Annotated in this window: 11 protein-coding genes; 3 read left to right on the top strand and 8 right to left on the bottom strand. The window is 62.7% G+C overall.

Annotation, left to right across the window (positions count from 1 at the left end; genetic code table 11):
- Nucleotides 1–12: 12 nt before the first annotated feature.
- From dgcA to BLR71_RS04240, 7 genes are all read right to left on the bottom strand, one after another.
- Nucleotides 13–2,085, bottom strand: a complete 2,073-nt coding sequence (gene dgcA / locus BLR71_RS04270; RefSeq protein WP_092523439.1) for a dimethylglycine demethylation protein DgcA — start codon at nt 2,083–2,085, stop codon at nt 13–15.
- Nucleotides 2,086–2,097: 12 nt separating this feature from the next.
- Nucleotides 2,098–2,655 (bottom strand): DUF5943 domain-containing protein, encoded by a 558-nt coding sequence (locus BLR71_RS04265; protein ID WP_092523437.1) that lies wholly within the window; start codon nt 2,653–2,655, stop codon nt 2,098–2,100.
- A 54-nt stretch (nt 2,656–2,709) separates the two neighbouring features.
- Nucleotides 2,710–3,687: a dipeptidase gene (locus BLR71_RS04260; RefSeq protein WP_092523435.1), complete on the bottom strand. Its 978-nt coding sequence runs from the start codon at nt 3,685–3,687 to the stop codon at nt 2,710–2,712.
- A 140-nt stretch (nt 3,688–3,827) separates the two neighbouring features.
- Complete coding sequence (gene mtgA / locus BLR71_RS04255; RefSeq protein ID WP_092523433.1) at nt 3,828–4,529, bottom strand: monofunctional biosynthetic peptidoglycan transglycosylase; 702 nt, start codon at nt 4,527–4,529, stop codon at nt 3,828–3,830.
- 10 nt (nt 4,530–4,539) lie between these two features.
- Nucleotides 4,540–5,679, bottom strand: a complete 1,140-nt coding sequence (gene gbdR, locus BLR71_RS04250; RefSeq protein ID WP_092523431.1) for a choline metabolism transcriptional regulator GbdR — start codon at nt 5,677–5,679, stop codon at nt 4,540–4,542.
- Nucleotides 5,680–5,977: 298 nt separating this feature from the next.
- Nucleotides 5,978–6,835 (bottom strand): S-formylglutathione hydrolase, encoded by an 858-nt coding sequence (fghA, locus tag BLR71_RS04245; RefSeq protein WP_092523429.1) that lies wholly within the window; start codon nt 6,833–6,835, stop codon nt 5,978–5,980.
- Between the two features lie 17 nt (nt 6,836–6,852).
- A complete protein-coding gene (locus BLR71_RS04240; RefSeq protein WP_092523427.1) occupies nt 6,853–7,962 on the bottom strand; it encodes an S-(hydroxymethyl)glutathione dehydrogenase/class III alcohol dehydrogenase in 1,110 nt (369 codons plus the stop codon).
- Between the two features lie 164 nt (nt 7,963–8,126).
- On the opposite strand from BLR71_RS04240, the gene BLR71_RS04235 reads away from it, so the two are divergent.
- Nucleotides 8,127–9,047: a LysR family transcriptional regulator gene (locus BLR71_RS04235; protein WP_092523425.1), complete on the top strand. Its 921-nt coding sequence runs from the start codon at nt 8,127–8,129 to the stop codon at nt 9,045–9,047.
- Nucleotides 9,048–9,138: 91 nt separating this feature from the next.
- On the opposite strand, the gene BLR71_RS04230 is transcribed toward BLR71_RS04235, so the two are convergent.
- Nucleotides 9,139–10,518: an L-serine ammonia-lyase gene (locus tag BLR71_RS04230; RefSeq protein ID WP_092523423.1), complete on the bottom strand. Its 1,380-nt coding sequence runs from the start codon at nt 10,516–10,518 to the stop codon at nt 9,139–9,141.
- Between the two features lie 161 nt (nt 10,519–10,679).
- Between BLR71_RS04230 and BLR71_RS04225 the strand changes: the two genes are divergently transcribed.
- Both BLR71_RS04225 and BLR71_RS04220 read left to right on the top strand, forming a co-directional pair.
- Nucleotides 10,680–11,603 (top strand): LysR substrate-binding domain-containing protein, encoded by a 924-nt coding sequence (locus BLR71_RS04225; protein WP_092523421.1) that lies wholly within the window; start codon nt 10,680–10,682, stop codon nt 11,601–11,603.
- A gap of 93 nt (nt 11,604–11,696) precedes the next feature.
- Nucleotides 11,697–12,326, top strand: coding sequence for a hypothetical protein (locus BLR71_RS04220; protein WP_092523419.1), 630 nt, complete (start codon nt 11,697–11,699; stop codon nt 12,324–12,326).
- The last annotated feature ends 87 nt before the right edge of the window (nt 12,327–12,413 follow it).

The raw sequence follows: 12,413 nt of genomic DNA, 5'->3' as shown, positions 1-12,413 counted from the left end.
CTCGGCGCGGGCTTAAAAGTCCTTGCAGAGACGCAGCGCGTCGTAGATCGCCGCATGGGTGTTACGCGGTGCGGTGCAGTCACCGAGGCGGAACAGCAGCGGCTCATCACCCTCCTCGCTCAAGCAAGGCTGCGGCTTGATGGCGTAAAGGGCCTCGAGGTCCACCTGCCCCTTGTTGCGGGACCGATCCTTGAGCGCGTAGTAGAGCGCCTCGTCGGGGCGTACGCCGTTCTCGACCACGACCTGGTCGACCACGCGCTCCTCCTGGGTGCCGGTGTACTCGTTCTCGAGCACCGCGACCAGAGAGTCGCCCTCCCGGTAGACCTTGTGGAGCATCATGTCGGAGGTCATGATCACCTCCTTCTGATAGAGGCTGCGGTAATAGGTCGGGAAGGTCGTACCGCCCACCGCTGCACCGGGCTTGATGTCATCGGTGACGATCTCGACCTTGGCCCCTTTATCGGCCAGGTAGTCCGCCGCCGACATGCCCGAAAACTCGCATAGAGCGTCATAGATCAGCACGTTCTTGCCCGGCTCGACCTTGCCGTTGAGGATGTCCCAGGTGCTGACCACCAGGCTCTCCTCGGCGTTGTCAGAATAGCCCCACTCCTCGTGCTGCTCGAGGTAGGGCCGACCGCCAGTGGCCAGCACCACGATATCCGGACGCAAGTCGAGGATAGTGGCCTCGTCGGCACGGCTGCCCAGGCGCTGATCGACCTTGAGGCGATCAAGCTCGAGCTGGAACCAGCGAGTGATGCCGGCAATCTGGTCGCGCTGGGGCGCCTTGGCGGCGGTGGTGATCTGCCCACCGAGCTGGTCCGATGCCTCGAACAGGGTCACATCGTGGCCGCGCTCGGCGGCCACGCGGGCCGCTTCCATGCCGCCGGGACCACCGCCGACCACCACGACCTTGCGCTTCTTGCCTTCGGTCTGCTCGATGATGTGCGGCAGGCCCATGTACTCGCGGGAGGTCGCGGCATTCTGGATGCACAGCACGTCCAAGCCCTGATACTGGCGGTCGATGCAGTAGTTGGCGCCGACGCACTGCTTGATCTGGTCGACCTGATCCATCTTGATCTTGGCGATCAGGTGCGGATCGGCGATGTGCGCCCGGGTCATGCCGACCAGGTCGACATAGCCGCCCTCGAGGATACGCTCGGCCTGGTTGGGGTCCTTGATGTTCTGGGCGTGGATGACCGGCGCCTTGACCACTTCCTTGATGCCCGCTGCCAGGTGCAGGAAGGGCTCCGGCGGATAGGCCATGTTGGGGATGACGTTGGCCAGGGTGTCGTGGGTATCGCAGCCCGACCCCACCACACCGAAGAAGTCCACCTTGCCGGTAGCATCGTAGTAGGCAGCGATCTGCTTCATGTCGTCATGGGACAGGCCGTCCGGATGGAACTCGTCGCCGCAGATACGCATGCCCACCACGAAGTCGTCGCCGACTTCGGCGCGCACGGCCTTGAGCACTTCCATGCCGAAGCGCATGCGGTTCTCGAAGCTGCCACCCCACTGGTCGGTCCGCTTGTTGACGCGCGGGCTCCAGAACTGGTCGACCAGGTGCTGGTGCACGGCAGACAGCTCGACGCCATCCAGGCCGCCTTCCTTCGCCCGGCGCGCGGCCTGAGCGAAGTCGCCGATGATGCGCCAGATTTCCTCTTCCTCGATGGTCTTGCAGGTCGAGCGGTGCACCGGCTCGCGAATGCCGGAAGGCGACACCAGGGTCGGCCAGTCGAAGCCGTCCCAGCGCGAGCGGCGACCCATGTGGGTAATCTGGATCATGATCTTGCCGCCGTGCTTGTGCACCGCGTCGGCGAGATTCTGGAAGTGCGGGATGATCCGGTCGGTGGACAGGTTCACCGAACTCCACCAGCCCTGGGGGCTGTCGATGGAAACCACCGAGGAGCCGCCGCAGATGCACAGGCCGCAGCCGCCCTTGGCCTTTTCCTCGTAGTACTTGACGTAGCGGTCGGTGGTCATGCCGCCATCGGTGGCATGCACCTCGGCGTGGGCGGTGCTGACCACGCGGTTACGAATGGTCAGATTGCCGATCTGGATCGGCTGGAAGATCGCGTCGAATGCCATGAGAAAACCTCCTCAGCCCTGTGAGTTGTCGTCGAGAGTGTCGAGCGGACGGGTCACGAAGATGCCGACGTCGCAGCCTTCCTCGGCGCCGCTCTGCGTTTGTTCGGCGACGGTGCGCAGCTCGCTTCCACGCGCGGCGAGAATCTGATCCATGGCGCCGGCGAACCAGCCGGTGAACATGTATTCGATCTTCCGGCCGACCTTGCCCATCTGGTAGACGAAGGCGCTGTGCTCCAGGCGAACGCGGCAGGTCCCGGCGTCGAGATCGATGGCATCAACGATGAAGAGCCCCCAGCCGCGCTGGGAGAGACGCTTCATGTAATGTTCGAAGACGTCCACCCCCTCGAGACCGTGGCACTCGGCCTCTTTCTCGCACCAGTGCCAGGCGCTCTTGTAGCCGGCGGCGTAAAGAATCTCTGCGTACTTCTCCGCGCCCAGCGCCTCTTCCACGGCGACGTGGTTGTTGATGAAGAAGTGACGCGGCACATACAGCATGGGCAAAGCGTCGGTGGTCCAGACACCGGTATCGGCATCCACTTCAATGGGCAGTTCGGGGGCCATCTTGGTCACGGTGGGCTCACTTACGTTGTTGTTGGTCTAACATCGATTGGGTGGCGGCGCCGTTCAGGCGCCCCAGACGTCCTTGAGGGTGCGTACCCAGTTCTCGCCCATGATCTTGCGCACTTGTTGCTCGCTCATACCGCGTTTCAACAGCGCCTCGGTGAGATTCGGGAACTCACCGATGGTGCGGATCCCTTCGGGATTGATGATCTTGCCAAAGCGAGTCAGGCGACGGGCATAGCCCTTGTCGTGGGTCAGCCACTCGAAGAAGTCATGCCCGTGGCCCTGGGTGAAGTCGGTGCCGATGCCGATGGCATCTTCGCCGACGATGTTCATCACGTACTCGATGGCCTCGACATAGTCGTCGACGGTGGCGTCGACGCCGGCACGCAGGAAGGGAGTAAACATGGTCACGCCGACGAAACCGCCGTGCTCGGCGATGAAGCGCAGCTCTTCGTCGGACTTGTTGCGCGGGTGCTCCTTGAGCCCGGACGGCAGGCAGTGCGAGTAGCAGACCGGTTTTTCTGAAGCCTCGATGACTTCGCGGGAGGTGTTCTCGCCGACGTGAGAGAGGTCGCACATGATGCCGACCCGGTTCATCTCGGCGACCACCTCACGGCCAAAGCCAGAAAGGCCACCGTCGCGCTCGTAGCAGCCGGTGCCCACCAGGTTCTGGGTGTTGTAGCACATCTGCACGATGCCAACGCCGAGCTGCTTGAAGATCTCGACATAGCCAAGCTGGTCCTCGAAGGCATGGGCGTTCTGGAAGCCGTAGATGACGCCGGTCTTGCCTTCCTCCTTGGCCCGCGCGATGTCGGCGGTGGTGCGCACCGGCAGCACCAGGTCCGAGCACTCGGCCATCAGGGCATTGGACTTGACGATGTTATCGACGGTGGCCTGGAAGCCTTCCCAGACGGACACGGTGCAGTTGGCCGCGGTGAGGCCACCCTTGCGCATGTCCTCGAACAGCTCACGGTTCCATTTGGCGATAACGAGACCATCGATAACGATGGCGTCCTGATGCAGCTCTTGGGGGGTCATGACGAGGCTCCGGAATAATGCGTGAACTTGCCGGCAGCATATCCCTCGGCACACCGAGTTCGGCGCCTGGAAGCGACCGGGAAAATTCCAAAAGCGTCATGGCCGTCGCAATCGCGACATGGCAGGAAATCGGCGTCGACTCAGAGCCGATCAAGATAAGCAGAGCCGCCAAGATTGCGCATCTGGCCCCGAATCCAGGCGCTGCGGCGCTGGGTATGGGGGCCTGGGCGCGATGCGCTCCACTCGCGGGGGTTAGGCAGGATCGCCGCCAGGCGGCTGGCCTGGTCGGCGTTCAAACGTGCGGCACTAACGCCGAAGTAGTGCTGAGCGGCGGCCTCCAAGCCGAAGACCCCCCGATCCCACTCGACGATATTGAGATAGACCTCAAGGATGCGCTGCTTGGGCCACAGCGTCTCAATGAGCAGGGTGAACCAGGCCTCCAGCCCCTTGCGAAGCCAGTTGCGTCCGGTCCACAGGAAGAGGTTCTTGGCAGTTTGCTGGCTGATGGTGCTGGCACCACGCAGCCCGCCTCCGTTAAGGCTGGACTCGATGGCCTGACGGATCTGATGGAAATCGAAGCCGTGATGCTCGGGAAAACGCTGATCCTCGGCGGCTATCACCGCGACCTTGGCGTTATCAGAGAGCTCTGGCCAAGGACGCCACTGCTGTTCGATATCGATCGGCTCCCCGCTGACCCAGGACTCGAGCTTACGCTCGACCATCACCATGGAACCGAACACCGGCACCACCCGGAACAGCAACACCAGCAGGATCGACAAGCCGACCCAGCCCAGCAGCGCGAATCCCAGGACCCGCGCTGTGCGACGCACCCACTCAGGCATCAGACCTCACTCATGATTTTAGGCGCACGCTGGCATAGGTGGGCTCGCCCTGAGCCTGGGCCAAGGCGCCCATGGCGGCAGACAAGGGCTCCAAGGGCCGTTGCTCGTAGGAAGCCGACTGCAGCAAGGCCGCTGGCTCCTTCCCCAGAGTTACCGGCAACATCTCAACGCTACTCTTATCCAGGCGCTCGTCCCGCGGCGGAATACCGAAGTACTCCCGGTAGCATTTGGAGAAGTGCGGCGTGGAAACAAAGCCACAGGCCGACGCCACCTCGATGATCGACATCGGCGTCTGCTTGAGCAGCTGACGGGCTCGCGTCAAGCGCAGCTTGAGATAGTAGCGGGACGGTGAGCAGTGAAGATTCTTCTGGAAAAGACGCTCGAGCTGACGGCGTGACACGTCCACGTAATTAGCCAGTTCATCAAGCGTGATCGGCTCCTCGAGGTTGGACTCCATCAGCGCCACGATCTCCAAGAGCTTCGGCTGGGTGGTACCCAGCACATGTTTGAGCGGCACCCGCTGCAGATCCTGCTCATTGCGGACCCGGTCGTAGATAAACATCTCGGAAATACCCGCCGCCAGCTCGCGACCATGGTCGCGACCGATCAGGGTCAGCATCATGTCCATGGGTGCGGTGCCGCCGGAGGAGGTGGCACGGTCGCGGTCGATAGAGAACAAGCGCGTCGAGAGGGCGACCTTGGGAAAGGCTTCTTGCATGGCCGCCAGACACTCCCAATGGGTGCTGGTCTCGTAGCCATCGAGTAGACCGGCCTTGGCCAGCGCCCAGCTCCCCGTGCAGACCGCCGCCAGGCGCCGCGAAAGCCGCGCCTGGGCTTGCAGCCAGCTCAAGTGCTCGCGTTTTACCGCCCGCTGAGGACCGACGCCACCGCATACGATCACCGTATCCAGGGTCAGCGCCGTTTGCGTGCCCACATCCGGCGTCACGCATAGGCCGTCGCTAGCCTTCACCGCTTCCCCATCGAGGCTGATGGTGTACCAACTGTAAAGCTCACGTCCGGCCAGTTGGTTAGCCATGCGTAAGGGCTCGATGGCGGATGCCAGCGAGATCAGCGTGAAATTGTCCAGCAACAGAAAGCCGATAGCCTGAGAGGTAGCGGCTGTGCGTGAGGCCTCGGGAGCGGTTGTCATTGGATACTCCGGCACTTGTGTCTTAACCCTGACTGTCTTGTCTTTGCTCTTGCGCATCAGAGCGTCGGGCATACCAGAAAGAAAAAGAGAATGTCGCTATCAGGCATGCCTCCTATCAAGGTACCCCAGGTGTCGTTTTTTGGCATGTCAAATTTAGCTATCGCCTGACAGATCACGGTGCATTGCGATAATCAGGTCGCTTATGACTATGCCCGCCACGCCCTCCAGGTACGAAGAAGCCACGCCGTCTCGATGACGACGTGGCTCAGCGCCTCTTCTCTATCTCAGGCTCTCCGGCTCAGCGTTTCTTGTACAGCCGCTCGGCGTGATAGCGCAGGTGATCCTCGATAAAGCTGGCGATGAAGTAGTAGCTGTGATCATAGCCAGCATGCCGACGCAGGGTCAGCGGGTGGTCGCGCTTTTCGCATGCCGCTTCCAACCGCTCGGGCATCAGCTGTTCCTCGAGGAAGTTGTCGGCCTCGCCCTGGTCGATGAACAACGGCTGCCGAGAAGCCCCCTTGGCGACCAGTTCGCAGGCGTCATACTGGGTCCAGGCGCGCTTGTCCTCGCCCAGATAGTGGCTAAAGGCCTTTTGCCCCCAGGGACATTCGATCGGATTGACTACCGGTGCGAACGCCGACACCGCCGCGTACTGACCGGGGCGTCGCAGCGCCAGCACCAAGGCCCCGTGGCCGCCCATGGAGTGCCCGCTGATCGACTCGCGGCCGTTGACCGGGAAATGCTGACGCACCACCGACGGCAGCTCCTCGGCCACATAGTCGTACATGCGATAGTGCTTGGCCCAGGGCTCCTGGGTGGCGTTGACGTAGAAGCCGGCGCCACTGCCGAAGTCGTAGCTGTCATGCTCGCCGGGCAGATCCAGCCCGCGCGGGCTGGTATCCGGGCAAACGATGGCGATGCCGAGCTCAGCGGCAAGACGCTGAGCGCCGGCCTTCTGCATGAAGTTCTCGTCGGTGCAGGTCAGCCCCGACAGCCACCACATCAGCGGCACCCGCTCGCTCTCGGCCTGAGGCGGCAGGTAGATGGAAAAGACCATCTCACAGTCCAAGGCCCGCGCGTGGTGCTTGTAGCGCTTGAGCCAGCCACCGAAGCTCTTGGTGGCCGATACCAATTCCAGGGATTCGGACATGCTCATGAGTGCGTCTCCTTCGCTCAGTAGTGCAGAACGCTGCGAATGCTCTTGCCGGCATGCAGCAGCTCGAAGGCCTCATTGATCTTCTCGAACGGCATGTCCTGGGTGATGAACTCGTCGATCTTGAGCTCACCCTTCATGTAGCGGTCGACATAGCCCGGCAGCTCGCTGCGGCCTTTGACGCCGCCGAACGCGGAGCCTTTCCAGACCCGCCCCGTCACCAGCTGGAACGGCCGGGTGGCGATCTCTTCCCCGGCGCCGGCGACACCGATGATGATCGACTCGCCCCAGCCCTTGTGGCAGCACTCCAGCGCCGAGCGCATGACGTTGACGTTACCGATGCACTCGAAGGAGTAGTCGACGCCGCCGTCGGTCAGGTCGACGATGACCTGCTGGATGGAGTCGCTGTAGTCTTTCGGGTTGACGAACTCGGTGGCGCCGAACTGGCGGGCCAGCTCGAACTTGTCCGGGTTGATGTCGATGGCGATGATGCGGCTGGCCTTGGCCATCTGGGCGCCCTGGATGACCGCAAGACCGATGGCGCCGAGGCCGAACACGGCGATGGTGGAACCCGGCTCGACCTTGGCGGTGTTCATGACCGCACCGATCCCGGTGGTCACACCGCAGCCCAGCAGGCAAATCTTGTCCAGCGGGGCTTCCTTGGACACCTTGGCAAGCGACACCTCGGGCACCACGGTGTACTCGGAGAAGGTCGAGCAGCCCATGTAATGATGCAGGGGCTTGCCGTCGATAGAGAAGCGCGAGGTGCCGTCCGGCATCAGGCCCTTGCCTTGGGTAGCACGCACTGAGCTGCACAGGTTGGTCTTGCCGGAGAGGCAGAACTTGCACTTGCCGCACTCGGCGGTATAGAGCGGAATGACGTGGTCGCCCGGCACGAGGCTGGTCACGCCCTCGCCGACTTCCTCGACGATACCCGCCCCTTCATGACCGAGCACCGAAGGAAAGAGTCCTTCCGGGTCGGCGCCGGACAGCGTATAGGCATCGGTGTGGCAGACGCTGGTAGCGACCATGCGCACCAGCACCTCGCCGGCCTTCGGACCTTCGACGTCGATTTCGGTGAGTTCCAGCGGCTTGCCGGCTTCCAGTGCGATAGCGGCACGAGATTTCATGGCGACTCCTGACGGTAGGATGTAGGAAGATTCGACGGCCGGGCAGAAAACGCCTGCCCAAAGTGATTGGCACCAGTCTAGGCGACAGCGCCGGTGGCGATAAATGGGGTAAGCCGCATAAGATTGTTGTCACACAGCAAAGATCAGGGAGCGCCGTTTACCACATGCAACGCTGGGATCGCATCGAAGCCTTCGTCGAGGTGGTTCGCCTGGGCAGTTTTTCCGCCGCGGCGCGAGCGCTCAAGGTTTCGACCTCGCACGTCAGCCGGCTGGTCGGTCAGCTCGAGAACCAACTCGGCACCACCCTGCTCTATCGCACCACACGACAACTGCACCTGACCGATGCAGGCACCCTCTACTTCGAGCACTGCCGCCACCTGTTCGATGGTTTCCAGGAAGCCGAGGCGGCGGTGCATGACTTTCACGCCCGGCCCAAGGGCGTGCTCAAGCTGACCTCATCGACCACCTTCGGCGAGCGCTTCATCGCCCCACTGGTCAACGACTTTCAGCGCCAGCATCCGCAGCTCGAAGTGAACCTGCACTTCACCAATCGCCGGGTCGAGCTGATCGACGAGGGCTTCGACGTGGCGATTCGCATGGGCGTGCTCAAGGACTCGACGCTGATCGCCAGACGCCTGTGCGAGCGCCGCGAATACGTGGTCGGCTCGCGGGACTACTTCGCTCAGGTCTCCCGACCCCATTCATTGGCCGAGCTTGCCAATCACGCCTGCCTGCTCGGTTCCCGGGACCAGTGGCTGTTCGAAGTCGACGGCGTGCGCCGCGAGGTCCGCGTCGGCGGCCGCTGGCAGGCCAATTCGGGGCCCGCCCTGCTCGATGCCAGCCTCAAGGGCCTGGGGCTTGCCCAACTGCCTGACTACTACGTCGAGAAACACCTCGCCAGCGGCGAGCTGGTGTCAGTGCTCGACCACTTTCGTCACAGCGACACCGCGGTATGGGCGGTCTATCCGCGCCACCGCCACCTTTCGCCCAAGGTGCGCCAGTTCGTCGACTACCTGGTCGCGCATATTCATGACGTGCTACCGGTCAGACGCTGGGCGGGTCTATCCCAGCAACAAGAGCAATAGGCAGGAAAACATGCGCTGAGGCCAGGCAAAAAAAGGGCGCCCTGGCGGGCGCCCAAAAGGGTTGATCATCGACGGACAAGGCCCGTCGGCATCAGCATTCGATAGCGTTGACGGCCAGGCCGCCGCGGGACGTTTCCTTGTACTTTTCCTGCATGTCGCGGCCGGTGTCGCGCATGGTGCGAATCGCTTTGTCCAGCGAGATGAAGTGCTCGCCGTCGCCGCGCAAGGCCATCTGGGCGGCGTTAATGGCCTTAACCGAGGCAATCGCGTTGCGCTCGATACAGGGCACCTGCACCAAGCCGCCGACCGGGTCGCAGGTCAGCCCCAGGTTGTGCTCGAGGCCGATTTCGGCGGCGTTCTCCACCTGGCCGATGCTGCCCCCCATGACCTCGGCAAGCCCGGCGGCGGCCATCGCGCAGGCCGAGCCGACCTCGCCCTGACAGCCCACTTCAGCGCCGGAAATCGAGGCGTTCTTCTTGCACAGAATGCCCACGGCACCGGCGGCCAGCAGGAAATCGACCACGTTGCGCTCGCAGGCGTCGGGCTGAAACTTCATGTAATAGTGCAGCACCGCCGGAATGATGCCCGCGGCACCATTGGTCGGCGCAGTGACCATGCGCCCGCCGGCGGCGTTCTCCTCGTTGACCGCCAGGGCGAAGACGTTGACCCAGTCCATGGCCGAGAAGGTCGAGGTGATCAGGCTGTGGCTTCCCTCCATGGCCACCAGGCGGCGATGCAGCGAGGCGGCCCGCCGCTTGACGTTGAGACCGCCGGGCAATACGCCTTCGTTTTTGAAGCCTGTTTCTACGCACTCGCACATGGCCTGCCAGATCGTCCACAGGCCGTCGCGGATCTCCTGCTCACTGCGCCAGGCCTTCTCGTTCTCGAGCATCAGCTCCGAGATGCGCATGTCATGCATGCGGCACAGCGCCAGCAGCTGACCGGCACTATTGAAATCGTAGGGCAGCGGCGTGATATCGGTGTCCAGCGAACCACCCTGAGCCTGAGCCTCGTCGACCACGAAACCGCCGCCCACCGAGTAGTAGGTATTGGAGTAAATCTCGTCGCTGTGGCCGTGAGCGATTAGGCGCATGGCATTGGGATGATGCGGCAGGCACTCATCCAATAGCTGCATGTCACGCGCCCATAGGAAGGGAATTGCCAGGCGGTTGTCGAGCAATAGGGTACGCGACTCCAGCAGCTCTTCGATGCAGGGGCTGATGATATTGGTGTCGATCTTGCTCGGCAGCTCCCCCATCAGCCCCATGATCACCGCCCGGTCGGTGCCATGACCGATGCCGGTGGCCGACAGCGAGCCGTACAAGCGTACTTCGATGCGGGCCACTCGCTCCAGCAGGTCACGAGCCCGCAGTTCCTCGACGAAATCATGAGCGGCCTGCATCGGCCCCACGGTGTGGGAGCTCGACGGCCCGATACCAATCTTGAACAGGTCGAAGACGCTGATGGACATGACTTACCTCGTCGCAGTGGAACATGGCTCGGGGCCGGGGCCCTGTTAGGATCAATATGGCTAAAGCCGATTCCCGGCCTGACCAGATAAACCTATAGTGGGCCGGCGTAGACCTCTATACAATCCAGAAATACTCGCGACGACTTTAGAATTACTAAACCATGAGCCGCTCACTCAACTCCCAGACCCATGCCTGGCTGAAGGTCTTTTCGGTCAGCGCCCGGCACCTGTCGTTCACCCGCGCCGCCGAGGAGCTGCACGTCACCACCGGCGCGGTCAGCCAGCAGATCAAGCAGCTCGAAGAGCGGCTCGGCTTCAAGCTGTTCCGGCGCCTGCCACGACGCCTGGAGCTCACCGACGAGGGCCTGCGGCTGTCACTAGTGGTCGACGATGCCTATCAGGCCGTGGGGCTCGAGGTCCGACGACTGCGCAGCGGCGTGATGAGCGGCATCCTGCGGCTGCGCTCGGTACCTTCCTTCCTCGCCAAATGGCTGATGCCTAGGCTGCCGAGGCTTCAGGCCCGCTTCCCGGACATCGAACTTCAGGTGGTCGCCGAGGACAGCAACATCTCGCTACGCGAAGGCGACTTCGACCTGGCGCTGGATCTCAACGACGGCCAGTATCCCGGCCTCGCCATCACGCCGCTGATGGACGAAGTGATCTTCCCGGTCTGCGCCCCGAGCCTGCTGCGCGGCAAGCCCCCGCTACGCCAACCCGAGGACCTAGCCTGGTACCCGCTGCTGCACGACGTCACCGCCTGGCGCGGCAGCAGCGACTATGCGGAATGGGAGCATTTCCTGCGCGAGATCGACGCCCACCATGTCAGCGTGCGGCGAGGCTACACCTTCAACCGCAACCAGTTGACCATGGACGCGGCCATCTCCGGGATGGGGGTCGCCATCGCCCGCCAAACGCTGATCACCAACGAACTGAAGACCGGCTCGCTGATCGCTCCCTTCGCCCAGCGGGTGGCGACCGGCAAGCGCTACGGCATCGTGCATGTTCCCGGCGCCCTGGATGATCGGCGAGTCAAGGCGGTACACGACTGGCTGGTCGAGGAAGCCAATCGCTCGAAAAGCCCCTAGCCGAGATCTAGACTAGCTAGGTGCTGGGCCGTGCCATAAAATAGCAGGCTAATTGATAGACACGTCACACCTCTGTAAGGATCAACCAGTCGCATGCCCTCTGAGACCATCAGCTTTCGCGCCACCTGCCTACGCGCCCTGCTCTACATCCTACTCATTGCCGCCTTGGCGCAGGGCATCTATCTGGAAGTGCTGTATTTGCCAGATGCCCGACTTTCCGAGCACGGCTTCACCGAATATGCCGAGTCGACCCTTCTCGCCGCGAGCGTTGCCCTGCTGGCCTATGTGCGTTTCGGCTTGCGCCAGTTGCCGACCGTAAGCCTGTTGATGATGGCCTTCCTTGGCGCCTCACTGGTCCGCGAGCAGGACGCCCTGCTCGACACCTACGTCTTCGATGATGCCTGGCAGATCCTGGTCAGCCTGATCGTGCTGCCCAGCCTGTACGTGGTGATTCGCCGCCGAGCCGCCTTCCTCGCCGAGTTCGAGCGCTATGCCAACAGCTTCTCATTCGGCCTGTTCGCCGCCGGCTTCCTGGTCACCTACGTATACTCACGTCTCTATGGCCGCAGCGAGATGTGGGTCGCGATCATGGGTGACGGCTATGTGCGCGACATCAAGGATGCCGCCGAAGAAACCACCGAACTGCTCGGCTTCACCCTAATCCTATTCGCCGTGATCGAACTCACCCTGCTGGCAAAACGCCGCCTGGCGGCACAAAAATAGGCACTCAGCCTCCGGCTTCAGCCTGCCTGACCTGGAAAACGCCAGGGTAGGCTCCAGACACGAAAAGGCCCGCAAGCCATGCTTGCG

The sequence above is a fragment of the Onishia taeanensis genome, from assembly GCF_900100755.1.
Lineage (GTDB): Bacteria > Pseudomonadota > Gammaproteobacteria > Pseudomonadales > Halomonadaceae > Onishia > Onishia taeanensis.
Note: the sequence above shows the minus strand (reverse complement) of the source record. Positions and strands in the feature narration are given on the sequence as shown.